Raw genomic sequence first — 23,502 nt, 5'->3', positions numbered from 1 at the left:
AAGGTGGCGTCACTCTCGGGTGACGCCACTTGCCGCTCTGGAACCGCAATGACCAAAGTCGACTTCTATATCCTGCCCAGCGCCGATCCTTCAGCGCGCCTGGATTTCGCCTGCAAGCTCACCGAGAAAGCCTGGCGCATGGGCCACCGCATCTACCTGCATTGCAGCGATGCGGCCCAGCGCGACGATCTCGATGCGCGTCTGTGGGCATTCAAGGGTGAAAGCTTCGTGCCCCACGGCCCGGCCGACAGCGAACCGGACGGTTTGATCGTGCTGGGACTCGGGCAAGACTGCGGTGAGCATCAGGATCTGCTGGTCAATCTCGACCTGAAAGTCCCGGCCTTCGCCAGCAAATTCGCCCGCGTGGCGGAAGTGGTGGTGGAAGATCCGACCATCCGAGCGGCGGCGCGGGAGAGTTTCCGTTTCTACCGCGAACAGGGCTATTCTCTGCAAGACCACCGTTTACAGCGACTCTGAGCACTCCAATGGACACTCCGAAACCGCAACAGAAGTCCGCACATCTGCTGGACGATCTTGAATCGATCCGCCAGTTGCTCGGCGATGACAACCTGCAACCGCCGCTCTTGACCGATACGGTCGATGACGGCGAACAGGAACAGATTCCGATGCTGTTCGATTCCGTCGGCAATCAGCCGGCGGCTGTCGAGCCGCCACCAGCGCCGCCGGCTGCCCCGGCTGCCGCACCGGTTGATAAAGGCCCGGACGCCTTGTTGCACCTGGACAGCGAACTGCGCGCCGCCGCGCAATTGATCATGCAAGACGTGATCGACGACTTCGCCCCGCACATCGAGACCGAAATCAAACGCCGCCTCGATGCGCGGATGGAGCGGCTGCTCAGCCAGTACGAGTAGCCTTGGCGCCCCCACGATCAGCACTGAGTTGGCAACCCGGCAAACCCGACTTCTAGACGGTGTTGCTGCGATGCCAATCCAGTGTTCTGGCATGTCTGGGCGTGGCAACCATGCCTTTTCCCCGACTCACAAACTCTTGCGCCCAGTGTTCCGGAACTGCGGTGTTCAACGCCCCGTAAAAATCGAACAGTTCGCGGGTACTTTCGATAATCGACCACTGCCCCTGGTGCACCATCGCTATCGGAAACGGGCCTGGCCGGGCAACCGCCTCCAAATATCCGTTGTCCTGTTTGACCTTGTCGAATTCATGATTCCACATATGTGAAACGAAGTTCACTTGCGGACCATGACGGATCACATTCATCGGGGTGTTATCGAACGGCCTCGCAGAATCCAGTTCGGCGATAGCATGATTGATCAAATTCATGACTTGCGCCTCCTCGCTACTTCCCGAACGCGGAACAATACCTTTTCCTTGTCTTGACTGAATAACATCGTGCATATCGTAGTCACCCGTGTAGGGCGTGACGACTTTGAACTTCACCCAGGCATTCAGGAGTTCGTGTTCGATGGGACTTTGCAGATTAACGCTGTAGGAAACATCTTCATCGCTGATGCTATTGCGCGCATAAAGTCCTCGAACACCGCCCCGGCCCCACTGCCCCACTCGCCCGACCAACCCGCTTTTTTCTGCCCGCACGAGCATCGCTTCAGCGCCATCCCCGTAAACTGCTTTCAAGGAAGACGGTTTGATGGTCTTTTCAAGAATGTTATGGCCCTTGGCAGCGGCACCTTCGCCCAAAGCCTTGATGGTGTAACTTCCGGACTCTCTAACGCTTATTGCTACATTGTGTTCTTTGGATACTTTTTCGAAGGCAGGCATATGCAATGGATGGATAAATGACTCGCCAACCATTTGCCTGGCTTCTTGCCCTTCCTTGTACAAACCATTGCTGTCAAAAAACGTGACGGGATTATTGCCGACCATCATAAACAGGTTCATGCCGTCCGCCGTTCCTGCCGGATCAGCACTTAACCAGCGCCCTGCCCAGGGCTGATAGTAGCGCCAGCCAAAGTAGTAAAGTCCCGTGGCATCGCGTTCCTTTGCGCAGTATCTGGCGGTTTTGAAATCCGCCTCAATGGCACTTCGCGCCACCCATATGGCTGTGCCGCCAAATGGGTAATATTCCTCTTTACTTACAAGCTTCCCCTCACCGTCCACGACCACTGCGCTACTACCAATCAAGTTGTCATAGCTGTAATACAGCAGGTCATTATCGGCGTTCGGCGGCCTCGGACTGTCCCAATGCAGGATTCGCAGTCGGGATCGACCTGACGCATCTGCGTTGATGACGTGCAGACGCTCCGCCACTGTTGCGCCGATACCCTTCGCTCTGAGCTCCAGTGACGGCAGGTAGGCGACCCGCTGCTTGTGTATGCAACCACACACTTTCTGCGCGCTGAACTTCAGCACTCGCTGACTAGCACTGTCATAGCGATACGTCTCATGGTCATCCATCGCGCCATCACGCATCACCGGGGTCACTTGCAAAAGTTCGTTGCGCGGCGTCCAGACAAGCCGCTGTCCGGGATGCAAAGTGGTCTGCTGCCCACCCGCCGAGAAAAATGCTTCCACCTCCTCGGGATTTGTCGCCAGGGTGTCCAACACACCGCGATTGCTGCGGTTGCTGATCGTGACCCTGGCGGTGTGATTATTTTGCGAGGCTGGTGCGATGTGGCGTATCTGAATCAGATTGCCAGCCATATCGTAGCGGTAAGTGCGGGTGTAACTGGTGTAAGCGGCGTGGTCAGGACCGCAGACCAGAGGGGAGCCGCATGCCCCCTCGGCATTCGCCATCTCGCGTCCGGTTGCGCTGATCAGTTGATAGAGCGAGTCATGGATATAAGTGTTTTGCGCCAGCATCTTCTGATTTCGCCAGAAACATGGTGTCTGCGAATCGTCGCGCTCAACGCTGACGTTACCAACCGGATCATAGGTGTACTTCAGATCCTGTAGCACTTTAGCTCCCGCCGCATGCCCGAGCGGTCGTTCCACTCTGATTCCCGAGAGGCGCCGGGTTTCCTGCTCGTATTTCCAAGTGGTTACCACACCGTTGCCGCTCTCTTCACGCAGATTCTGACCCGCCGCCGAATACGTCAGCGACTTCACGACTACCCGTTCCGCGCTGCCCTTTAGCGTCACCCAGTGCCCCCGGATTGCGCCTGCCATATCGTAAGCCACGCGCTGCAGGTTGCCCGCTGCGTCCGTAGATGTATGAAGCGCGCCCGTCGCATCGGTGGTAACCAGACTGGTGAAGGTCTCGTCATCCAGGCCGTCATTCCAGTCCGAGGCGTTGTCACCCTGCCAATCGACCACCTCGCCCGGGTTGTCTGCGCTCTTGAAGAAACGACGGCTAATCGAGCGCGGCACACCTGTCAGCGCCACGCTATCAGTCTTCGTCAGACCGGCCGTGTCGTAGTGGCTCACGCACCGGCCGGCCAGGTTCAGCGCGATTTCAGCCTCAGTGTTTGCGGCATAGACCCTCCGCTCGCTGATTTTCGGGCGCTCGTTCCCCTCCTGTTCGGAAACGCTGGTCAGACGACCGAGAAGATCGCTCCCTTCATATTGATAGGTGCTGGTAACAAGCTGACTTGTGGATCCCGCACCGTGGTCAGGGCCGGGCATATTGCTTACCACCCTCCATGAACGACCGACGGCGTCAGGTAGCACCACCCTGCTGCCATTGTCGGCGCCCTGCTGGCTCAACACGCGCCCGGACAGACTCCTGACATAAATGAAATTGGCCAACCCGGCTTCGTTTAATCGTGGGTCAGCGCTGCGCATCAGGAACCCGCGACCATCGTAATGGTGACGGTCAATGCGTTCGCTTGTAACAGCGAGTGAATCGGGATGGCGGTGGTAACGCACATCCCGCACACGAAGGCAGCGGCTATCCAGCACCGTGATCGATGGAGTATTGGCATGCAGCGATGTTTGAGATGCACACATTTGATCTGCCCTTCGTTCCCTGTTGTAAAAGTACTAGCAGACAACTTGCACCACCGCCCGCGCGCTGCTGACCGGTCGCGCCCCGCTCGCCCTACTCACCATGCCCCGCTATACTTGCCGGCTTTTCCTGAATAAATGCCAATAGGGTCCCGCCGCGCATGGATAAGACCTACCAGCCGCACGCCATTGAAACTTCCTGGTACAAGACCTGGGAGTCCGAGAACTACTTCGCCCCGCAAGGCGCGGGCGAGTCCTACACCATCATGATCCCGCCGCCGAACGTCACCGGCAGCCTGCACATGGGTCACGGCTTCAACAACGCGATCATGGACGCGTTGATCCGTTTCCGCCGCATGCAGGGTCGCGACACCCTGTGGCAGCCGGGCACCGACCACGCCGGTATCGCCACGCAGATGCTGGTGGAGCGCCAACTCGAAGCCCAGGGCCAGAATCGTCACGATCTGGGCCGGGAAAAATTCCTCGAGAAAGTCTGGGAGTGGAAAGATCAGTCCGGTGGCAACATCAGCCGGCAGATCCGCCGCCTCGGCTCGTCCGTCGACTGGAGCCGCGAGCGCTTCACCATGGACGACGGCCTCTCGGAAGCGGTCAAGGAAGCCTTCGTGCGCCTGCATGAAGACGGCCTGATCTACCGCGGCAAGCGTCTGGTCAACTGGGACACCAAACTGCACACGGCGATTTCCGACCTCGAAGTGGAAAACCACGAAGAGAAAGGTTTCCTGTGGAACCTGAAATACCCATTGGCCGATGGCGTTAAAACCGCCGAGGGCAATGACTTCCTGATCGTCGCCACCACCCGTCCGGAAACCATGCTCGGCGACTCCGCCGTCGCGGTTAACCCGAACGACGAACGCTACAAAGCACTGATCGGCAAATTCGTCGAGCTGCCACTGGTTGGCCGGCGCATCCCGATCATCGCCGACGATTACTGCGATCCTGAATTCGGCACCGGCTGCGTGAAAATCACCCCGGCCCACGATTTCAACGACTACGAAGTCGGCAAGCGCCACAACCTGCCGCTGCTGAACATCTTCGACAAGAACGCCAACGTGCTGCCTGCCGCGCAGGTGTTCAACCTTGACGGCACGCTGAACGAGAGCATCGACGGCAAGATTCCGGCCGAGTTCGCCGGGCTGGAACGTTTCGAAGCGCGCAAGCAGATCGTTGCCGCGTTCGACGCTGCCGGCCTGCTGGTGAGTGTCAACGATCACAACCTGAAAACGCCGAAAGGCGATCGCTCCGGCACGGTCATCGAGCCGTGGCTGACCGACCAGTGGTACGTATCGACCAAGCCGCTGGCCGAGCCGGCGATTGCTGCCGTTGAAGACGGTCGCATCCAGTTCGTGCCTAAACAGTACGAAAACATGTACTTCTCGTGGATGCGCGACATCCAGGACTGGTGCATCAGCCGTCAGCTGTGGTGGGGCCACCGGATTCCGGCCTGGTACGACGAGTCGGGCAAAGTCTACGTCGGTCGCGACGAAGCCGAAGTGCGTGCCAAGCACAACCTCGGCCCGGACGTTGCGCTGCAACAGGACAACGACGTACTCGACACCTGGTTCAGCTCCGGCCTGTGGACCTTCTCGACCCTGGGCTGGCCTGAGCAGACCGAGTTCCTGAAGAAATTCCACTCCACCGACGTGCTGGTCACCGGTTTCGACATCATTTTCTTCTGGGTTGCCCGGATGATCATGATGACCATGCACCTGATGAAGAACGAAGACGGCACGCCGCAGGTTCCGTTCAAGACCGTGTACGTACACGGTCTGGTGCGCGACGGCCAGGGCCAGAAGATGTCCAAGTCCAAGGGCAACGTCCTTGACCCGCTGGACATCATCGACGGCATCGACCTGGAAACCCTGGTGCAGAAGCGCACTTCGGGCCTGATGCAACCGAAACTGGCGAAGAAGATCGAGAAAGCCACCCGCGAAGAATTCGCCAATGGCATCGAAAGCTACGGCACCGACGCCCTGCGCTTCACCTTCTGCTCGCTGGCCTCGACCGGTCGCGACATCAAGTTCGACATGGGTCGCGTCGAAGGCTATCGCAACTTCTGCAACAAGATCTGGAACGCCGCGCGTTACGTTCTGGACAAGGGCGAAGACTGCGGCCAGAACGGCGAAGCCTACGAGCTGTCGCTGGCTGATCGCTGGATCATCTCGCAGTTGCAACGCACCGAAGCCGAAGTGACCCGTCAACTGGATCAGTTCCGTTTCGACCTCGCCGCGCAAGCGCTGTACGAGTTCATCTGGAACCAGTACTGCGACTGGTATCTGGAACTGTCCAAGCCTGTGTTGTGGGACGAGAACGCGCCGGTCGAACGTCAGCGCGGCACTCGCCGTACGCTGGTGCGTGTGCTGGAAGTGGCGCTGCGTCTGGCGCATCCGTTCATGCCGTTCATCACTGAAGAAATCTGGCAGCGCATCGCGCCGCTGGCCGGTATTCAGGGCAAAACGATCATGCTGCAGCCTTGGCCGGTGGCCAACGAGGAGCGCATCGATCCGGCGGCGGAAAACGACATCGAATGGCTCAAGGAACTGATGCTCGGCACGCGCAACATTCGTGGCGAGATGAACATCGGCCCGGGCAAGCCACTGCCGATCTTCCTGAAGAACGTCAGCGCTGAAGACCAGCGCCGCCTGAGCGAGAACGAAGCGCTGCTGAAGAAGCTGGCGCGTCTGGAATCGATCACCGTGCTCGCCGCTGGCGAAGAAGCACCGCTGTCCGCTACCGCACTGGTGGGCGAGATGGAAGTGCTGGTGCCGATGGCCGGCCTGATCGACAAAGGCGCGGAACTGGCACGTCTGGACAAGGAAATCCTGCGTCTGCAGGGCGAAGTCCAACGCGTTGGCGGCAAGCTCTCCAACGCAGGATTCGTCGACAAGGCCCCGGCCGAAGTCATCGAGAAGGAACGCGCCAAACTGGCCGAGGCCGAACAAGCCCTGGGCAAACTGGCCGAGCAGCACGCGCGGATTGCCAGTCTGTAACGGCAAACCGCAGTGAAAAAGGGAGGCCCAAGTGGCCTCCCTTTTTTATTCCTGCAAAACCTCGAGTCCCCTGTGGGAGCGAGCCTGCTCGCGAAAGCGCTGTATCAGCCGACAAATCTGCCGGATGTGAAACCGCCTTCGCGAGCGGGCTCGCTCCCACAGTTTGAACGGTGTTGCCTTCAGATGTGGGACAATACCCGCCACTTTCAGCCATACCCGAATCGACCACGCCCATGACCGCCCCCCGCACACCCAAACCTGCGCGCAAGAAGCCTGACGCCGCGTCCCCGAGCAAAGCCGTCGAGCCGCGCGAGAAGGCCAGCCTGCATCCGCGCAATCGCCATCAGGGTCGTTACGACTTTCCGGCACTGATCAAGACCACGCCGGAACTGGCCAAGTATGTGATCACCAACCCGTACGGCAAGGAAAGCATCGACTTCGCCAGCCCCGACGCGGTACGTGTGTTCAATCGGGCGCTGCTCAAGGCGTTCTACGGCATTCAACATTGGGACATCCCGGCGGACTACCTCTGCCCTCCGGTTCCGGGGCGTGCCGATTACGTGCACTTTCTCGCCGACCTGCTCGCGAGCATGAACGACGGTAAAGTGCCGCGCGGCGCGATCGTCAACGTGCTGGACATCGGCATGGGCGCCAACTGCGTGTATCCGCTGATTGGCAACAGCGAATACCGCTGGCACTTCCTCGGCTCGGAGATCGACCCTACAGCCGTGGCGGCGGCGCGAGCCATCGTGCAGTCCAATGATCTGAGCAAAGTGATCCAGCTGCGCCAGCAGGAGAACCGCAAGCACATCCTCATCGGTTTGCTGGAGCCGGGCGAGCGTTTCGACCTGACCATGTGCAACCCGCCGTTCCACGCTTCGATGGAAGAAGCGACCAAGGGCAGCGAGCGCAAGTGGCGCGCCTTGGGCAAGGCCGACCCGAAACGCAAGCTGCCGGTGCTGAACTTCGGCGGGCAATCGGCGGAGCTGTGGTGTGAAGGCGGTGAAGCGCGCTTCGTGACGCAGTTGATTGCCGAGAGCGCGAACTTCCAGCACAAGGTGTTGTGGTTCAGCACCCTGGTGTCGAAGGCCTCGAACCTGCCGGCCATCGAGACGGCACTGAAGAAGGCTGGCGTGCTGGAGAGTCAGGTCGTGGAGATGTCGCAGGGGCAGAAGCAGAGCCGCTTTGTCGCCTGGACCTTCCAGACCAAGTCCGAGCAGCAGATCTGGCGGCGTGAGCGCTGGGTGCGCTAAGGCGCTGTAGATCCCCTGTGGGAGCGAGCCTGCTCGCGAAGGCAGCGTGTCAGTCAGCTTCAATATCGACTGACCCACCGCTTTCGCGAGCAGGCTCGCTCCCACATTTGCCCGCGACTTGACCGTCAAATCACAGACACAAAAAAACCGTGCCCCGGATCACTCCGAAGCACGGTTTTTTTATCGCTGCGTCTTACTTGTTCACAGCGTCGGTCAGGCCTTTGGCCACAACCAGCTTGATCACTTTCTTTGCAGGGATTTCGATGGCAGCGCCAGTCGAAGGGTTACGGCCGGTGCGGGCAGGACGCTCGGTCACTTTCAGCTTGCCGATACCTGGCAAGGTGATTTCGCCGCCGTTTTCCAGCTGATCGGCAACGATTTGGCCCAGTTGGTCCAGAGCGTTACGCGCGGTGGTTTTCGGCGCGTCGATAGCTTCAGCGATGTCGGCGATCAGTTGGTCTTTAGTAAGAGCCATGTAGTGTTCCTTCCCTATCAAATTCATATGGATTGCAGAGTGCAGTGTCAGCCATCGAGCCCGATCTTCTGGATCTGGCACCCTCGGCGATAACCACGACGAGTCGGGTTATAGATGCCGAAATCAGGGTTTGGTTCGACCTGACAAATGCTGAATGCACGCTTAACGCAGTGACTTCGCGTAAGACCGGGCAAAACTAGCACAGCGACAAGGAAATATCCGCCTCTAGCTACCCATTTGGTCAGCTTTATTGCGCTAAATCGGTAAAAAACCGCTTAAGGCGGGGCGCGCGCCCCGGTTTTGCCCTGCAACCCGCGCCAAAACCAGTGGTTGCGGTACACTGAGCGCTTTTTCGGGGGAGCCTGCCCTCCTCCCTTCCAATAGCCGAGAAGCCCATGCCGATCCGTCATTGCATCGTCCACCTGATCGACAAAAAACCCGACGGCACGCCCGCAGTTCTGCACGCCCGTGACTCTGAACTGGCCGAGTCCGCAGCCATCGAAAACATGCTCGCCGACCTCAACGAAAGCTACAACGCCAAACAGGGCAAAGCCTGGGGCCTGTTCCATCCGGAATCCGGCGCATTCCCCTTCAGCGGCTGGCTGAAGGAGTACATGGACGGCGGCCGTGACTTCACCGCATTCAGTAAAGTGGCGGTCGAGCATCTGCAGAAGCTGATGGAAGAATCCAACCTGTCGGTGGGCGGCCACGTTCTGTTCGCCCACTATCAGCAAGGCATGACTGACTATCTGGCAATCGCCCTGCTGCACCACAGCGAAGGCGTGGCGGTGACCGACGAGCTCGACGTGACGCCCTCGCGCCATCTCGACCTTGGCCAGTTGCATCTAGCCGCGCGGATCAACGTTTCCGAGTGGCAGAACAACAAGCAGTCCAAACAGTACATTTCGTTCATCAAGGGCAAGAATGGCAAGAAGGTCTCGGAGTATTTCCGCGACTTCATCGGCTGCCAGGAAGGCGTCGACGGCCCCGGCGAGACCCGCACCCTGCTCAAAGCCTTCAGCGACTTTGTCGAGAGCGAAGACCTGCCGGAAGACTCGGCCCGCGAGAAAACCAAGACTCTGGTCGACTACGCCAGCAGCCAGGCCAAGCTCGGCGAACCGATGGGCCTTGAGGAGCTGTCGGAGCTGATCGACGAAGAACGCCCGAAGGCCTTCTACGACCACATTCGCAACAAGGACTACGGCCTCTCGCCAGAGATTCCGGCAGACAAGCGCACCCTCAATCAATTCCGCCGCTTCACCGGCCGCGCCGAAGGCCTGTCGATCAGCTTCGAAGCGCATCTGCTGGGTTCGAAGATCGAGTACGACGAAGAGAACGGCACCCTGATCATCAAAGGCCTGCCGACTTCGCTGACCGACCAGTTGAAGCGGCGTAACTGATGCTCGGCAACGTGCTGAAAAAAGTCGCCCTGGTGCTGCTGGTGGTCGTGGTTTATCAGAACTGGGGCAAGATCGAGCCAGTGTTCAATCCCTCGCAGATGGTCTCGCAGCAGACCCGGGCGCAGGCCAGTGTCGTGCTCTATGCCACCGACTGGTGCGGCTACTGCAAACAGACCAAACGCTTTCTCGACAGCAAGGGCATACCGTTCAAGGAGTACGACATCGAGAAGGATGCCGATGCGCGCAAGGCGTATGAGGCATTGGGTGGACGCGGGATTCCGCTGATTGATGTGAACGGTACGTTGATTCGCGGGTTTGATCCGGAAGAAATCCTCGCTGCCCTCAAATAATCCATTGTGGGAGCGAGCCTGCTCGCGAAAGCGCTGCATCAGCCAACGACATGTTGAATGATCCATCGTCTTCGCGAGCAGGCTCGCTCCCACAGGTTTTGCAGCTGACTCGATAAATCAGCGCGCCTCGATACGGAACCCAAAGCGCGGAAAGTGCACATGCACCACGCCGCCACGTTCGTCTTCACGGCGAATGATCAGCTCTTCACGGCCAGCAAACAGCAGCTCGCCCACCACCGGATCAACGCCGTAATCGATAGCGGCAATTGCCACTTGCTGGCCCGCCTTGAAGCCGTTCGGATCAACGAACCGCTCATCCGGCAATGCCGCTGGCGTCGCGTTACGCGCGACCTCCAGTGCCTCGGCGGAAGACATCTCGCTCGCTGCGCCATGGCCGAACCCCAACACTCGACCCAGCCACGCCGCCACCGCCGGATATTCATCCACCAGCGGCGCCGTGACGTGCGTCGCCTTGAGGAACCACATCGGATGCGCCAGGGCGAAGTCGGCAATCGACGGCTCACCAAAAAGGAAGTCGCCCTGCTCGCGCTGCAACTGCTGCTCCAGACGCGCCATGATCGTCGGCCACTGATGTTTGGCCTGCTCGGCGGACAGACGCGTGGCGCTGCCACCGCTGAACAAACCGGCGCGGTCGGCCAGGAATGCCTTGATCGCTTCCGGAGGCAATTTGCCGAAACGCACCGCCACCGATTCCGGCTGGAACACCAGGCTCACCGCGTGCTGAAAAACCACCGAATCGGCCCACGCCGCAAAACTGGCGCTGGTCATTTCCTGGCCCTCGGGGAAGAACGCCGGCAGGGCTTTTTCCTGTTCCAGGCGTCGAGCGATCAGTGCGGTGTCGCAATAGATGTCAGCACCGATCTGCAACACTGGAGTCTTGCGGTAGCCACCGGTCAACGCCGTCAGATCCGGCTTTGGCATCACCGGGGAAATATGCACCGAACGCCAGGACAGGCCTTTGAAACCCAGCAGCAGGCGGGCCTTCTCGGCGAATGGAGAGGTCGGGTAATGGTGCAGAATCAACTCGGACATGCTCGGCTCCGCCGCTCAGATAGTGAGCCCGCAGCTTAGCGTGCATTTGATTAGCAGCCTACAGATCTGCCTGATGGGAACCAATCAGTCAGATTGATAAGACGCCACCAGGCATTCCTTGGCGCTTTTGCGCAGCTTTTTGATCAGCCGTTCCTGGCGCAAAGCATCGCTTTTGTCGCGGCACAGTTCGGTGTAGACCAGCGCCATCGCCGGGCTGGAGAGAAAGAACCGCGCGCCCTTGCCGCTCTGGTGCTTGGCAAAACGCCGCACCGGGTCGTCGCTGATTCCGCAGTACAACGAGCCATTGGCGGCACGCACGAGGTAGACGAACCAGGATTTGCTCACTGGCTCGGCAGCATCGACGGATTGTTCGCTAAGACTGGTCACTTGGGTGATCTGAACGTGTAGGAAAACAGGCGGCGATCTTATCAGCGCCCGGCCTGAAATGCCTTCAGTCCCTTGCGCGCCTGGGCGCGGACGGCGTTGCGTACCAGCGGCGTCCAGCCCAGCAGCAGGCCTTTGAAACCGAGCGCCTGGCGCGACCAGCGCCACAGATCGAAGTGGTCGTGATGCTCGCAGATCTTGCCGTCACGGAACACGAAACGCGCCTGGATATCGTTGATGACGATGTTGCCGGTCTGGCTGAACAGGTAGGTCGCGACCCAGTGTGCGCCGCCGCTGCGTTCGTCGGCGCGGACGTTGTCGAAGGTCAGGGAGAAATCCTTGGCGCGGGTAGTCAGCATGCGCCACATGTCGCCGGCATCGCGCCCGCGCAGTTCACCAAAGGCCGGATCGCTGAAGACCACGTCATCGGTGTAGCAAGCGGCCATGGCCTCGGCGTCGAGGCGTTGAAAAGCCTGGTAGAAGCGGGTGATCAGGGCGCTATGGGCTTCGCTCAAGGCAGTCTCCAAAAAAATAGGTACAGATTGCCAGCACCATAATCTGCCGCGCGCAGAAACACTATCGGCAATACGCAAAACCCTTGTGGGAGCGAGCCTGCTCGCGAAGGCAATTCAACATTCAACATCCATGTTGACTGAAACACCGCTTTCGCGAGCAGGCTCGCTCCCACATTTGCAACCAGTGCATTCAGATCTTTTCGCTTTGCACCTGCACATACAGCGCCCGGCCGGCACCCAGCCCGGCGAGGATTGCACCGGCGCCGATAATGCCGAAAATCCAGCCCAGCGCATTCCAGCCGCCGGTCCAGTCATGGACCACACCCACGGCGAAAGGCCCCATGGACGCCAGGGTGTAGCCAAAACCCTGCGACATGCTCGACAGGTTCGCCGCGACATGGGAATCGCGCGAGCGCAGGACGATCAGGGTCAGGGCCAGACTGAACGTACCGCCCTGCCCCAGGCCGAGCAGAATCGCCCAGCCCCACAGACCTTCGATCGGTGCGTACAGGCAGCCGAACAGGCCGGCCAGGGTCAGCGCCATGACGACGACGATCGCCAGACGCTGATCCTTGCCACGGGTCGCCAGCCACGGTGCGGCCAGCGAACTGGCCAGCTGAATGATCACCGAACCGGACAGCACCAATCCGGCCTGAGTCGGTGTAAGCCCGCGCCCGATGAGGATCGACGGCAACCAGCCAAACACGATGTAGGCCAGCGACGATTGCAGGCCCATGTACAAGGTCACCTGCCAGGCCAGCGGATCACGCAGCAACCCGCGCACGCGATAGGCGACGTTGTGTGCGCCATGTTTGGAGCCGACTTGTGGCAGCCAGAACACTGCGGCCACCAATGCCGGAATCACCCAGAAGCCCAGGCCCATCGCCCAGCTGTTGCCGAAGTGTTCACTCAGCGGCACGGTCGAACCCGCCGCCATCGCCGCGCCCAGGCACAGCGCCATGGTGTAGACGCCGGTCATGGTCCCGGCGTGTTTGGCGAAGTCGCGCTTGACGATGCCCGGCAGCAGCACGCCGACGATGCCGATGCTGGCGCCGCCAAGGACGCTGCCGGCGAACAGCCCGATCTCGCCGAAATTGCTGCGCAGGATGATGCCGCCGGCCAGTGTCAGCAGAATCCCCAACACCACCCGCTCAGCACCGAAACGCCGCGCCAGAATCGGCGCCAGCGGTGCGAACAAGCCCAGGCACAGCACCGGCAACGTGGTCAGCAATCCCGCCTGCGCCGCAGTCAGCCCGAGGCTTCTGGAGACCTCGCTGAGCAACGGCGCCATGCTCGACAACGCCGGGCGCAGGTTCAGCGCCACGAGAATCAGCCCGAGCAGCAGCAACCATGGACGTTTCACCAACGGATGGCTTTGCTGCACCTGCTCGTCATCAGCCTCGGCATCGATCAGCAGCTCTTCAAGTTCGGGGGTGCGTTTCGACGCTGTGGATAACTCACTGCGGGACATGGTTTTCTCGGTTTCAAGGTTCATTGATCAACTGCCTCGACAAGGCTTTGGCCCGTTCCGGGTCGCGTTGCTCGACCGCATCGAGCAAGTCGATGTGCAGATCGAACACTTCCTGACGGCGCGGGGAGATATTCAGGGTCTGGCGCAATTGCGCGCCGACGATGCTGGAAAAGTAGCGATACAACTCGCTGAGGGTCGGGTTGTGCGCGGCGTCGACCAGTCGGCGATGGAACACCAGATCGCAGGCGATATAGGTGTCGAGATCGCCGTGGTAATGGCTGCCGCTGGTGCCGAGCGCTTCACGCAGCGCCGCCAGATCCTCATCGGTACGGCGCAACGCGGCCAGGCCGATGGCCTCGACTTCAAGGATGTGCCGGGTCTCCCGGGCCTGCTCCAGCGAACAACGCGATAGCGCTTTAAGTGTGTCGAGCGGGTCGACCAGCGCACGAAGATAACTGCCGTCGCCTTGGCGAATTTCGATCAATCCCGAAAACGCCAAAACACGCATCGCCTCACGCACCGTGTTGCGGCTGATACCCAGCTCGGCGCACAGCTCAGGCTCGGTCGGCAGACGCTCGCCGACCTGCCACGCACCGCTGTTGATGCGTTGACGCAGTTGATCCAAAGCCTGATCGACCAGGGATCGCTTGATCAAAGGGGAAATGTCTGACATGTGCCTCGCCCTTTCATCCAATCATAGGATGAATTTTCCGACATGTTAGTCAGACCCATGTAGGACGGCAACCACCTAGGGTCAATCGGAGACACATGGAGCGGCATTTTCGATTGGTCAAAATTACCCTTTAAGGGTAATTTCAGGGACAGGGTTTTGGCTTCTTATGAAAAAGAACACGCCCCATTACGACTTGGCAGTCGTGAAGGCCGAAGTAATCAGACGAGGCAAAGAAGCCTTTACACGTTATGCACTTGAGACAGGTCGGGACATGGGCATGTCCTGGAAAGTGATGATGCAGGTTGTGGCAACGCTTGAGCGGCGGATGCTCTACAAATCCATGACCTCTTATTCAAACCATCGGAACTGGCACGACGTCTATCACGTATCGTTTCGAAATCGGGAGATCTACATCAAAGTGACCTACTGCACCAGCGGTGGTTCTCCGGTGATCTCCTTCAAGGAGAAAAACACATGAGCAAGAGGCAATGCCTGAGTTGCGGCGCCGAACACGCAATGCACCACTTTCAAGATCGCAGTCTCGACGTCAATTACAAACAGTTTTCGCGGCCCGTACACCTTCTCGCTGGCTGGGAGTGCAGGGTCTGTGGCGAAATCATTTTTGACAGTGGTACCGACAGTGCCGAGCGCTACGTAGATGCCGGCGATCAATTACTCGAAGACGTACTTGGGCTGATCGGTACCGAAATGAAGCGTATTCGCCGAAAGCTCCATCTCACTCAAAGAAGTGCGGTGAAGTGGCTGTCAGGAGGTGGGCATAATGCGTTTTCACGATATGAACGCGGCGAACTGGCTCCGCCGCAGCCGTTGTTCACACTGATGCGGCTTCTGGATCGTCATCCCGATCTGCTAGAGGAAATTCAGGCACTTCACACAGACGACGGTCTCAAACAGCTTCTGGAAACTCGTTACCCGGAGCGGAAACCTGTTCTGGCCAGATGAGCCCAGATAAAACAAACCCGGAACTGAGTCCGGGTTTGTTTCAGTGCCTGACGGGCATCAATGCAAAATCTGACTCAAGAACAACTTGGTCCGATCATTCTGCGGATTATCAAAGAAATCGTTCGGCGCGGCCTGTTCAACGATTTCGCCCTTGTCCATGAAGATCACGCGGTTGGCCACGGTGCGGGCAAAGCCCATTTCGTGGGTCACGCAGAGCATGGTCATACCGTCTTCGGCCAGACCGATCATGGTGTCGAGAACCTCTTTCACCATTTCCGGATCGAGCGCTGAAGTCGGCTCGTCAAACAGCATGATTTTCGGCTTCATGCACAAGGCGCGGGCGATCGCCACACGCTGTTGCTGGCCGCCGGACAGTTGCCCCGGGTACTTGTGCGCCTGCTCCGGAATGCGTACGCGTTCCAGGTAATGCATGGCAATTTCTTCGGCCTTGCGCTTGGGCATTTTGCGCACCCACATCGGCGCCAGGGTGCAGTTCTGCAGAATGGTCAGGTGCGGGAACAGGTTGAAGTGCTGGAACACCATGCCGACTTCGCGACGGATCGCTTCGATCTGCTTGAGGTCGTTGGTCAGTTCCACGCCATCGACAACGATGCGGCCCTGCTGGTGTTCTTCCAGACGATTCAGGCAACGAATCGTGGTCGACTTACCGGAACCCGACGGGCCGCACAGGACGATGCGCTCGCCCTGTTTGACGTTGAGGTTGATGTCTTTGAGTACGTGAAACTGGCCGTACCACTTGTTCACGCCCTGCATCTGGATAATGCCTTCCGGACCCACAGGCTTTTTGATTGCTTCGCTCATTTACAGAGAACTCCTAACGCTTGTGGCCAGTGTCGAGCTTGCGTTCCAGATGCATGGAATAGCGCGACATACCAAAACAGAAAATCCAGAACACCAGGGCGGCGAACACGTAGCCTTCGGTGGCCATGCCCAGCCATTTCGGGTCGGCGGCGGCTTGCTTGACGCTGTTGAGCAGGTCGAACAGGCCGATAATGATCACCAGGCTGGTGTCCTTGAACAGCGCAATGAACGTGTTGACGATGCCCGGAATCACCAGCTTCAGCGCTTGCGGCAGAATCACCAGGCCCATCGAACGCCAGTAACCGAGGCCCATCGCTGCTGCCGCTTCGTACTGCCCTTTGGGAATCGCTTGCAGACCACCGCGCACCACTTCGGCGACGTACGCCGACTGGAACAGGATCACGCCGATCAGCGCCCGCAGCAGCTTGTCGAAGTTCATGCCTTCGGGCAGGAACAGCGGCAGCATTACCGAGGACATGAACAGCACCGTGATCAACGGCACGCCGCGCCAGAACTCGATGAAAGTCACGCAGACCACACGAATCGCCGGCATGTTCGAACGTCGTCCCAGCGCCAGCACGATGCCCAGCGGCAATGCTCCGGCGATGCCGACGGTGGCGATCACCAGGGTCAGCATCAGGCCGCCCCACTGGCTGGTCGGCACGGTGGTCAGACCGAAACCGCCGTGCAACAAGATGAAGGCGATGATCGGGTACAGCACCAGGAAGCTCAGGCCGTACACCGCTTTACGCGGCACGCGCGAGATGAACAGCGGTGCTGCGCCAATGACCGCCAGCCACACGGTCAGGTCGACGCGCCAGCGCAGTTCAGTCGGATAATAGCCGTACATGAACTGGCCGAAGCGCTGCTGAATGAACACCCAGCAGGCGCCTTCCTTGGTGCAGTCGGCGCGGGTGGTGCCGACCCAGTTGGCATCGACGATCGCCCAGCTGAGGATCGGTGGCACGACCAGGTAGATCAGGTAGAACGCAAACAGCGTCAGCAGGGTGTTGAGCCAGCTGGAGAACATGTTTGCGCGCATCCACGCCACCACGCCGATACTGCTGTTCGGTGGAGGCATGTCGGGTTTGAAAGTATGAGTACTCATGCGCTTTTCCTTACCGCTCGATCAGCGCAATGCGCTTGTTGTACCAGTTCATCAGCAGGGAAATGCTGATACTGATCGCCAGGTACACGCTCATGGTGATGGCAATCACTTCGATGGCCTGCCCGGTCTGGTTGAGCACGGTGCCAGCGAACAGCGAAACCATTTCCGGGTAACCGATACCGGCGGCCAGCGAGGAGTTCTTCGCAAGGTTCAGGTATTGGCTGGTCAGCGGCGGAATGATCACGCGCAGGGCTTGCGGGATGATCACCTTGCGCAGGGTCGGGCCGTTGCGCAGGCCAAGCGAACGCGCCGCTTCGGTCTGGCCATGGCTGACCGACTTGATCCCGGAACGCACGATCTCGGCGATGAACGCTGCGGTGTACACGGTGAGCGCCAGGGTCAACGCCAGCAGTTCCGGGATCAACACCCAGCCACCGACAAAGTTGAAGCCCTTGAGCTCGGGCATTTCCCAGTGCAACGGAGCGCCGAAGATCAGCGCGCACAGGGTCGGGATCACCAGCGCAATTGCCAGGCCGGTCCAGAACTTGTGGAATGGTACGCCGGTTTCTTCGAAACGCTTGTTGGCCCAGCGGCACATCAGCACGATGCCGACAATGGCCAGGACGATGCTGATCACGAACGCCCAGAAGCCGTCGGCAGCGAGTGCGGCCGGCATGTTCAGGCCACGGCTGCTGACGAAGAAGGTGTCGCCGAAGTTGTGGCTGTTGCGCGGCCCCGGCATGGTCAGGAACACTGCGAAGTACCAGAACAGGATCTGCAGCAGCGGCGGAATGTTGCGGAATACTTCCACATACACCGTCGCCAGTTTGGCGATGATCCAGTTCTGCGACAGCCGCGCCACGCCGACGATGAAACCGAGAATCGTCGCCAGGATCACGCCGATAAAGGTCACCAACAGGGTGTTGAGCAGGCCGATGACAAACACCCGCGCGTAGCTGTCCGCTTCGGTGTAGTCGATCAGGGTTTGAGCGATGCCGAATCCGGCACTGCGCTCCAGAAAGCTGAAACCGGAGGTGATGCCCCGGTGCTGAAGGTTGGTTTGCGTATTGTCGAACAGGTACCAGCCAAGCGAGACCACCGCCACAACGGTGATGATCTGGAATAGCCACGCACGCACTCGTGGATCGCTGAGGCTGAGCCTCTGCTTTGGTGCGCCGATTGAATTTTGCATGAAGTGCCCCGGAAGAAATGGAACAAGAACATCACCCGGCGGTTGGCCCGCCGGGCGATAGAACCATTAGCGCACTGGTGGTGCGTACTGAATGCCGCCGTTGTTCCACAGGGCGTTCAGGCCACGGTCGATTTCCAGCGGAGTGCTCTTGCCGAGGTTTTTCTCGAAGATTTCGCCGTAGTTGCCGACTTGCTTGACGATCTGCACAACCCAGTCTTTCGGCAGTTTCAGGTCTTTGCCGTACTCGCCGTCAGCGCCGAGCATACGGGCCACGTCCGGGTTCTTGGTGGACTTGGCTTCAGCTTCGACGTTCTTCGAAGTGATGCCGGCTTCTTCGGCATTGAGCAGCGCGTAGCCGACCCAACGCACGATCGCCAGCCACTCGTCGTCGCCGTTACGTACAACCGGGCCCAGTGGTTCCTTGGAAATGGTTTCCGGCAGCACCACGTAGTCCTTCGGCGAGGCCAGCTTGCTGCGCTGGGCGAACAGCTGGGACTTGTCGGAGGTCAGCACGTCGCAACGACCGGATTCCAGCGACTTGGCGCTTTCATCGGAGGTGTCGAAGGTGATCGGGGTGTATTTCAGACCGTTGCCACGGAAGTAGTCGGAAACGTTCAGTTCGGTGGTGGTACCGGCCTGGATGCAGATGGTCGCGCCGTCGAGCTCTTTGGCACTTTTCACGCCCAGCTTGTTGTTCACCAGGAAGCCGATGCCGTCGTAGTAGGTGATGAAGCCCGGGAATTTCAGGCCCATGCCCGCGTCACGGGAACTGGTCATGGTGGTGTTGCGCGACAGGATGTCGATCTCGCCGGATTGCAGCGCGGTGAAGCGCTCCTTGGCGTTCAACTGGCTGAACTTGACCTTGTTGGCGTCGCCGAAAACGGCTGCGGCCACAGCGCGGCAGACGTCAGCATCGATGCCGAGAATCTTGCCGGTCGCATCCGGTACCGAGAAGCCCGGCAGACCGTCGCTCACGCCACACTGCACGAAACCTTTTTTCTGTACCGCATCCAGGGTTGCACCCGCCTGAGCGAACCCGCTGACGCCGAGTACTGCTGCAGCAGTCACGACCGCCAGAGTGGATTTCAACATCTTCATTCAAACCTCCAGTTTTGCTCTTGTTGTGTCGGAGCTTGAGTCCTGTCGCACCCTTTTGAGGCGTTGTTGACCCGTGTTGGCTTTTTTTGGGGTCAACCGACGTAAGACCTTCGCTATGAGTCTAGTAGGAGAAAATCCACATCATGGATCACTCACTTCTCACCAATCGGCCGAACGGGCTGTAGCCCTTTCACGTTCGCTAAGCCCGTTGCGGCCATTGGCGAACATCCATCACCGGATTCGTTGCTATCCCATCACGCGACTGACACTGATAGTGTTACCGCCGCGCAACGGATGCTTCGTACGCAAAGCTCCATAGCAAACGCCGTACCACACCGCTTGCGAAAGTGATTGCGCGACACGTCAATAGCTAAACTTGTAACCTTGCGACATCTTGTTAACGGATCAACCGGGCGCGCACTTCAATCACGCACTCAATGAGAGCGCCCGCACATTTTTGGAGCAGACATGACCGAGCCCTTGATTCTTCAGCCTGTTAAGCCCGCGGATGCCTGCGTGATCTGGCTGCACGGCCTCGGCGCCGACCGCTACGACTTCCTGCCGGTAGCCGAGGCGTTGCAGGAAAGTCTGTTGAGCACGCGCTTTGTGCTGCCGCAGGCACCGACCCGTCCAGTGACGATAAATGGCGGATATGCCATGCCCAGCTGGTACGACATCAAGGCCATGAGCCCGGCCCGGGCGATCGATCGCGACCAACTGGAGGCGTCGGCAGAGCGCATCATCGAGCTGATCGAAAACGAGCGCGCCAGCGGAATAGACGCCTCGCGGATTTTCCTTGCCGGGTTTTCCCAGGGCGGCGCAGTGGTGCTGCACACCGCTTTTCTGAAATGGCAGGGACCGCTGGGCGGGGTGCTGGCGTTGTCGACGTACGCACCGACATTCAGCGACGAACTGGAGTTATCCGCCAGTCAGCAGCGTATTCCGGTGCTGTGTCTGCACGGTCAGTTCGATGGTGTGGTGCAGAACTCGATGGGGCGCACTGCCTATGAGCATTTGGTGAAGCATGGTGTCACCGTGACATGGCAGGAATACCCAATGGAGCACGAAGTGTTACCTGAAGAGATTCGCGACATTGGTGTCTGGTTGAGCGAACGACTGCGCTGATTGTCGACCAATCCCTGCCCATTGATCCCTCCTACTACGCCGCGCCCGATTCTTGCATTACACTGGCCGGCGTACATTCCTTAACCAATTGATGAGATGACCGTGCTCAAAGCACTCAAGAAGATGTTCGGTAAAAGCGAGGCTGAGCAGCTCGCGCCAGTTCCCAGTGCGCCGTCGCACGCCCCCGGTCATCGCACCGATGCCCCGCAGGCCGACCGCCCCGCTCCCGCAGCCGCACCGAAGCCAGAAGAAATACCCGCTGCGCCAGCGCCAATTGCCGTAGAGCCTGCACCCAGCGAAGCGCCGAAACCGGCCAGGCCTCGTCGCGAACCGAAGCCCAAGGCACCGGTCATTCCATGGAAACTCGAAGACTTCGTCGTCGAGCCTCAGGAAGGCAAAACCCGCTTTCACGATTTCAAGCTTGCTCCGGAACTGATGCACGCCATCCAGGACCTGGGCTTTCCGTACTGCACGCCGATCCAGGCGCAGGTGCTGGGTTTCACCCTCGCCGGCAAAGACGCCATTGGCCGCGCGCAGACCGGCACCGGCAAGACCGCCGCATTCCTGATCTCGATCATCACCCAGTTGCTGCAGACGCCGCCGCCGAAAGAGCGCTACATGGGCGAACCGCGCGCGCTGATCATCGCGCCGACCCGTGAGCTGGTGGTGCAGATCGCCAAGGACGCCGCTGACCTGACCAAGTACACCGGCCTCAACGTCATGACCTTCGTCGGCGGCATGGACTTCGACAAACAGCTCAAGCACCTCGAAGCACGTCATTGCGACATCCTCGTCGCCACGCCTGGCCGCTTGCTCGACTTCAACCAGCGCGGCGATGTGCACCTGGATATGGTTGAAGTGATGGTGCTGGACGAAGCCGACCGTATGCTCGACATGGGTTTCATCCCACAGGTACGGCAGATCATTCGCCAGACCCCGCCGAAGTCCGAACGCCAGACTTTGCTGTTCTCCGCGACCTTCACCGAAGACGTGATGAATCTGGCCAAGCAATGGACCACCGACCCGGCCATCGTCGAAATCGAAATCACCAACGTCGCCAACGAGAACGTCGAGCAGCACATCTACGCCGTGGCCGCTGCCGACAAATACAAGCTGCTCTACAACCTGGTCAACGATAACGGTTGGGAGCGGGTCATCGTGTTTGCCAACCGCAAGGACGAAGTACGCCGCATCGAAGAGCGTCTGGTGCGTGACGGCATCAACGCCGCGCAACTCTCCGGTGATGTGCCGCAGCACAAGCGCATCAAAACCCTGGAAGGTTTCCGCGAAGGCAAGATTCGCGTGCTGGTGGCCACCGATGTCGCCGGTCGCGGCATCCACATCGACGGCATCAGCCACGTGATCAACTTCACCCTGCCGGAAGTGCCGGACGACTACGTGCACCGCATTGGCCGTACCGGTCGTGCCGGCGCTGACGGTGTGTCGATCAGCTTTGCCGGCGAGGACGACTCCTACCAGTTGCCGTCCATCGAAGAAAAACTCGGTCGCAAGATCAGCTGCGAAACCCCACCGACGCATCTGCTGCGCGCGGTTGAGCGCAAGCGTCCGCAGTAAGCCCCGCTATATGAGAAAGCGCAGCCGGAAACGGACTGCGCTTTTTTTATGCCCGATGGTTGCTCGCCAGAACTAAAAGTCCATAATGGAAAAATAAGTTTAGTTTCGGAGCGCGAAATGTCCAGTACGCCTTATGTGATCGATCAAGCCCAGGCCCATGAGCTATTGGCGCGTATCGATGTTCCGCAAATCCTGCGCAAGCTGTTCCGCGATCTGGCGGCCGGTAACGCCGTGCAGCCGGCGCAGCAATTGGTCGAGTTCCCGCAGGGCGCCGGCGACTTCATCAATTATCTGGGCGTGCTGGCCGAGGATGGCGTGTACGGAGTGAAGACTTCGCCGTACATCGTCCGTGAGCAGGGTGCGCTGGTGACGGCATGGACATTGTTGATGTCGATGAAAACCGGCCAGCCGCTGCTGCTCTGTGATGCCGGCGAACTGACCACCGTGCGCACCGCCGCGACCACGGCAGTGGCGGTCGACGCCCTCGCCCCGTTGGACGCCCAGCAACTGGCAATCATCGGCAGCGGCAAGGTCGCTCAGGCGCATCTGCATTACGCCAAGGCGCTGCGCGACTGGCAGAGCATCAGCCTGTATTCGCCATCGCTGCTGGAAGATGCGGAAACACAGACTGTGTTGAAGTCCATCGCGCCGTCACTGAAGATTGCCGACAGCCGCGAGACCGCCATCTCCGATGCTGACGTGATCATGCTCTGCACCTCGTCTGCCGGGCCGGTGATCGATCCGGCGCAACTGCACAAACCGGCGCTGATCACCTCGATCAGCACCAACGCCCCGCGCGCTCATGAAGTACCGCCGCAAAGCCTCAACGACATGCAGGTGTTCTGCGACTATCGTCTGACCACGCCGGGTTCGGCAGGTGAGATGCTGATTGCCGCCGAACAGCATGGCTGGAGCAAGGATTCGATTGTCGGCGACCTCGCCGACTTGCTCAGCGAAAAAGTGCAGCGCCCGGGTTACGACCGTCACGTGTTCTTCCGTTCAATCGGCTTGGGCCTGGAAGACATTGCCCTCGCCAATGCGGTTTATCACTTAACCCACTAACGCCAAAAATCCCCTGTGGGAGCGAGCCTGCTCGCGAATGCGGTCTGACATTCACCGAAGATGTCGACTGATACACCGCTTCGCGAGCAGGCTCGC

22 protein-coding genes are annotated in these 23,502 nt (G+C 59.4%); 11 read left to right on the top strand and 11 right to left on the bottom strand.

What is annotated here, in order from left to right; all coding sequences use genetic code 11:
• Nucleotides 1–48: 48 nt before the first annotated feature.
• Both ACYSTU_RS10750 and ACYSTU_RS10745 read left to right on the top strand, forming a co-directional pair.
• Nucleotides 49–477 carry a DNA polymerase III subunit chi gene (locus tag ACYSTU_RS10750; RefSeq protein ID WP_016771568.1) on the top strand — a complete coding sequence of 143 codons (429 nt, stop codon included), beginning with the start codon at nucleotides 49–51 and terminating at the stop codon, nucleotides 475–477.
• A gap of 8 nt (nucleotides 478–485) precedes the next feature.
• Nucleotides 486–872 carry a hypothetical protein gene (locus ACYSTU_RS10745; RefSeq protein WP_056783087.1) on the top strand — a complete coding sequence of 129 codons (387 nt, stop codon included), beginning with the start codon at nucleotides 486–488 and terminating at the stop codon, nucleotides 870–872.
• 52 nt (nucleotides 873–924) lie between these two features.
• On the opposite strand, the gene ACYSTU_RS10740 is transcribed toward ACYSTU_RS10745, so the two are convergent.
• A complete protein-coding gene (locus tag ACYSTU_RS10740; protein WP_498998268.1) occupies nucleotides 925–3,882 on the bottom strand; it encodes an RHS repeat protein in 2,958 nt (985 codons plus the stop codon).
• Nucleotides 3,883–4,040: 158 nt separating this feature from the next.
• On the opposite strand from ACYSTU_RS10740, the gene ACYSTU_RS10735 reads away from it, so the two are divergent.
• A complete protein-coding gene (locus tag ACYSTU_RS10735) occupies nucleotides 4,041–6,887 on the top strand; it encodes a valine--tRNA ligase (protein WP_016771570.1) in 2,847 nt (948 codons plus the stop codon).
• Between the two features lie 233 nt (nucleotides 6,888–7,120).
• Nucleotides 7,121–8,140 (top strand): 23S rRNA (adenine(1618)-N(6))-methyltransferase RlmF, encoded by a 1,020-nt coding sequence (gene rlmF / locus ACYSTU_RS10730; RefSeq protein ID WP_016771571.1) that lies wholly within the window; start codon nucleotides 7,121–7,123, stop codon nucleotides 8,138–8,140.
• 193 nt (nucleotides 8,141–8,333) lie between these two features.
• Here the strand turns inward: rlmF and ACYSTU_RS10725 are convergent, their stop codons facing one another.
• Nucleotides 8,334–8,615, bottom strand: coding sequence for an HU family DNA-binding protein (locus ACYSTU_RS10725; protein ID WP_003221909.1), 282 nt, complete (start codon nucleotides 8,613–8,615; stop codon nucleotides 8,334–8,336).
• Nucleotides 8,616–9,010: 395 nt separating this feature from the next.
• Between ACYSTU_RS10725 and yejK the strand changes: the two genes are divergently transcribed.
• Nucleotides 9,011–10,015: a nucleoid-associated protein YejK gene (gene yejK / locus ACYSTU_RS10720; protein ID WP_016771572.1), complete on the top strand. Its 1,005-nt coding sequence runs from the start codon at nucleotides 9,011–9,013 to the stop codon at nucleotides 10,013–10,015.
• Nucleotides 10,015–10,365: a glutaredoxin family protein gene (locus ACYSTU_RS10715; RefSeq protein ID WP_498998261.1), complete on the top strand. Its 351-nt coding sequence runs from the start codon at nucleotides 10,015–10,017 to the stop codon at nucleotides 10,363–10,365. The genes yejK and ACYSTU_RS10715 overlap by 1 nt, the downstream gene beginning before the upstream one ends.
• A 117-nt stretch (nucleotides 10,366–10,482) precedes the next feature.
• On the opposite strand, the gene ACYSTU_RS10710 is transcribed toward ACYSTU_RS10715, so the two are convergent.
• The 5 genes from ACYSTU_RS10710 to ACYSTU_RS10690 form a co-directional block, all read right to left on the bottom strand.
• Nucleotides 10,483–11,418 carry a glutathione S-transferase family protein gene (locus ACYSTU_RS10710; RefSeq protein WP_217879367.1) on the bottom strand — a complete coding sequence of 312 codons (936 nt, stop codon included), beginning with the start codon at nucleotides 11,416–11,418 and terminating at the stop codon, nucleotides 10,483–10,485.
• Nucleotides 11,419–11,502: 84 nt separating this feature from the next.
• Nucleotides 11,503–11,805: a GIY-YIG nuclease family protein gene (locus ACYSTU_RS10705; protein ID WP_073473642.1), complete on the bottom strand. Its 303-nt coding sequence runs from the start codon at nucleotides 11,803–11,805 to the stop codon at nucleotides 11,503–11,505.
• Nucleotides 11,806–11,846: 41 nt separating this feature from the next.
• Entirely contained in the window at nucleotides 11,847–12,317 is a 471-nt protein-coding gene (locus tag ACYSTU_RS10700; protein ID WP_071174467.1) for a nuclear transport factor 2 family protein, read from the bottom strand.
• A gap of 190 nt (nucleotides 12,318–12,507) precedes the next feature.
• A complete protein-coding gene (locus tag ACYSTU_RS10695) occupies nucleotides 12,508–13,812 on the bottom strand; it encodes a CynX/NimT family MFS transporter (protein WP_024011695.1) in 1,305 nt (434 codons plus the stop codon).
• Nucleotides 13,802–14,461 carry a FadR/GntR family transcriptional regulator gene (locus ACYSTU_RS10690; protein ID WP_016771578.1) on the bottom strand — a complete coding sequence of 220 codons (660 nt, stop codon included), beginning with the start codon at nucleotides 14,459–14,461 and terminating at the stop codon, nucleotides 13,802–13,804. The genes ACYSTU_RS10695 and ACYSTU_RS10690 overlap by 11 nt, the downstream gene beginning before the upstream one ends.
• 166 nt (nucleotides 14,462–14,627) lie before the next feature.
• Here ACYSTU_RS10690 and ACYSTU_RS10685 point away from each other — a divergent pair, with 166 nt between their 5' ends.
• Together ACYSTU_RS10685 and ACYSTU_RS10680 are read left to right on the top strand one after the other, a co-directional pair.
• Nucleotides 14,628–14,939, top strand: a complete 312-nt coding sequence (locus tag ACYSTU_RS10685) for a type II toxin-antitoxin system MqsR family toxin (protein ID WP_498998255.1) — start codon at nucleotides 14,628–14,630, stop codon at nucleotides 14,937–14,939.
• Nucleotides 14,936–15,424, top strand: coding sequence for a type II toxin-antitoxin system MqsA family antitoxin (locus ACYSTU_RS10680; RefSeq protein ID WP_217879365.1), 489 nt, complete (start codon nucleotides 14,936–14,938; stop codon nucleotides 15,422–15,424). Before ACYSTU_RS10685 ends, ACYSTU_RS10680 begins: the two co-directional genes overlap by 4 nt.
• 57 nt (nucleotides 15,425–15,481) lie before the next feature.
• Here ACYSTU_RS10680 and ACYSTU_RS10675 read toward each other — a convergent pair whose 3' ends face one another.
• The 4 genes from ACYSTU_RS10675 to ACYSTU_RS10660 all read right to left on the bottom strand — a co-directional run bounded on the left by ACYSTU_RS10675 (nucleotide 15,482) and on the right by ACYSTU_RS10660 (nucleotide 19,644).
• A complete protein-coding gene (locus ACYSTU_RS10675) occupies nucleotides 15,482–16,246 on the bottom strand; it encodes an amino acid ABC transporter ATP-binding protein (protein WP_016771581.1) in 765 nt (254 codons plus the stop codon).
• A gap of 13 nt (nucleotides 16,247–16,259) precedes the next feature.
• The gene (locus ACYSTU_RS10670) at nucleotides 16,260–17,354 is read right to left on the bottom strand and encodes an amino acid ABC transporter permease (RefSeq protein ID WP_024011693.1); all 1,095 of its coding nucleotides are present in this window, start codon (nucleotides 17,352–17,354) and stop codon (nucleotides 16,260–16,262) included.
• A gap of 10 nt (nucleotides 17,355–17,364) precedes the next feature.
• Entirely contained in the window at nucleotides 17,365–18,546 is a 1,182-nt protein-coding gene (locus ACYSTU_RS10665; protein ID WP_071174462.1) for an amino acid ABC transporter permease, read from the bottom strand.
• 66 nt (nucleotides 18,547–18,612) lie between these two features.
• Complete coding sequence (locus ACYSTU_RS10660; RefSeq protein WP_016771583.1) at nucleotides 18,613–19,644, bottom strand: amino acid ABC transporter substrate-binding protein; 1,032 nt, start codon at nucleotides 19,642–19,644, stop codon at nucleotides 18,613–18,615.
• A 468-nt stretch (nucleotides 19,645–20,112) separates the two neighbouring features.
• Between ACYSTU_RS10660 and ACYSTU_RS10655 the strand changes: the two genes are divergently transcribed.
• The 3 genes from ACYSTU_RS10655 to ACYSTU_RS10645 all read left to right on the top strand — a co-directional run bounded on the left by ACYSTU_RS10655 (nucleotide 20,113) and on the right by ACYSTU_RS10645 (nucleotide 23,406).
• On the top strand, nucleotides 20,113–20,769 hold the full coding sequence (locus ACYSTU_RS10655; protein ID WP_498998247.1) for an alpha/beta hydrolase: 657 nt from the start codon (nucleotides 20,113–20,115) through the stop codon (nucleotides 20,767–20,769).
• 96 nt (nucleotides 20,770–20,865) lie between these two features.
• Nucleotides 20,866–22,344 carry an ATP-dependent RNA helicase RhlB gene (rhlB, locus tag ACYSTU_RS10650; protein WP_016771585.1) on the top strand — a complete coding sequence of 493 codons (1,479 nt, stop codon included), beginning with the start codon at nucleotides 20,866–20,868 and terminating at the stop codon, nucleotides 22,342–22,344.
• Between the two features lie 117 nt (nucleotides 22,345–22,461).
• Complete coding sequence (locus ACYSTU_RS10645) at nucleotides 22,462–23,406, top strand: ornithine cyclodeaminase family protein (RefSeq protein ID WP_498998243.1); 945 nt, start codon at nucleotides 22,462–22,464, stop codon at nucleotides 23,404–23,406.
• Nucleotides 23,407–23,502 lie beyond the last annotated feature (96 nt).

Source organism: Pseudomonas glycinis (assembly GCF_054871425.1).
This window is presented reverse-complemented; position numbering and strand designations above follow the sequence as displayed.

Bases quoted from the DNA above. Each gene is read 5' to 3' on its own strand.
- ACYSTU_RS10750 (WP_016771568.1), top strand. From the start codon at position 49: ATGACCAAAGTCGACTTCTATATCCTGCCCAGCGCCGATCCTTCAGCG.
- ACYSTU_RS10745 (WP_056783087.1), top strand. From the start codon at position 486: ATGGACACTCCGAAACCGCAACAGAAGTCCGCACATCTGCTGGACGAT.
- ACYSTU_RS10740 (WP_498998268.1), bottom strand. From the start codon at position 3,882: ATGTGTGCATCTCAAACATCGCTGCATGCCAATACTCCATCGATCACG.
- ACYSTU_RS10735 (WP_016771570.1), top strand. From the start codon at position 4,041: ATGGATAAGACCTACCAGCCGCACGCCATTGAAACTTCCTGGTACAAG.
- rlmF (WP_016771571.1), top strand. From the start codon at position 7,121: ATGACCGCCCCCCGCACACCCAAACCTGCGCGCAAGAAGCCTGACGCC.
- ACYSTU_RS10725 (WP_003221909.1), bottom strand. From the start codon at position 8,615: ATGGCTCTTACTAAAGACCAACTGATCGCCGACATCGCTGAAGCTATC.
- yejK (WP_016771572.1), top strand. From the start codon at position 9,011: ATGCCGATCCGTCATTGCATCGTCCACCTGATCGACAAAAAACCCGAC.
- ACYSTU_RS10715 (WP_498998261.1), top strand. From the start codon at position 10,015: ATGCTCGGCAACGTGCTGAAAAAAGTCGCCCTGGTGCTGCTGGTGGTC.
- ACYSTU_RS10710 (WP_217879367.1), bottom strand. From the start codon at position 11,418: ATGTCCGAGTTGATTCTGCACCATTACCCGACCTCTCCATTCGCCGAG.
- ACYSTU_RS10695 (WP_024011695.1), bottom strand. From the start codon at position 13,812: ATGAACCTTGAAACCGAGAAAACCATGTCCCGCAGTGAGTTATCCACA.
- ACYSTU_RS10690 (WP_016771578.1), bottom strand. From the start codon at position 14,461: ATGTCAGACATTTCCCCTTTGATCAAGCGATCCCTGGTCGATCAGGCT.
- ACYSTU_RS10685 (WP_498998255.1), top strand. From the start codon at position 14,628: ATGAAAAAGAACACGCCCCATTACGACTTGGCAGTCGTGAAGGCCGAA.
- ACYSTU_RS10680 (WP_217879365.1), top strand. From the start codon at position 14,936: ATGAGCAAGAGGCAATGCCTGAGTTGCGGCGCCGAACACGCAATGCAC.
- ACYSTU_RS10675 (WP_016771581.1), bottom strand. From the start codon at position 16,246: ATGAGCGAAGCAATCAAAAAGCCTGTGGGTCCGGAAGGCATTATCCAG.
- ACYSTU_RS10670 (WP_024011693.1), bottom strand. From the start codon at position 17,354: ATGAGTACTCATACTTTCAAACCCGACATGCCTCCACCGAACAGCAGT.
- ACYSTU_RS10665 (WP_071174462.1), bottom strand. From the start codon at position 18,546: ATGCAAAATTCAATCGGCGCACCAAAGCAGAGGCTCAGCCTCAGCGAT.
- ACYSTU_RS10660 (WP_016771583.1), bottom strand. From the start codon at position 19,644: ATGAAGATGTTGAAATCCACTCTGGCGGTCGTGACTGCTGCAGCAGTA.
- ACYSTU_RS10655 (WP_498998247.1), top strand. From the start codon at position 20,113: ATGACCGAGCCCTTGATTCTTCAGCCTGTTAAGCCCGCGGATGCCTGC.
- rhlB (WP_016771585.1), top strand. From the start codon at position 20,866: ATGACCGTGCTCAAAGCACTCAAGAAGATGTTCGGTAAAAGCGAGGCT.
- ACYSTU_RS10645 (WP_498998243.1), top strand. From the start codon at position 22,462: ATGTCCAGTACGCCTTATGTGATCGATCAAGCCCAGGCCCATGAGCTA.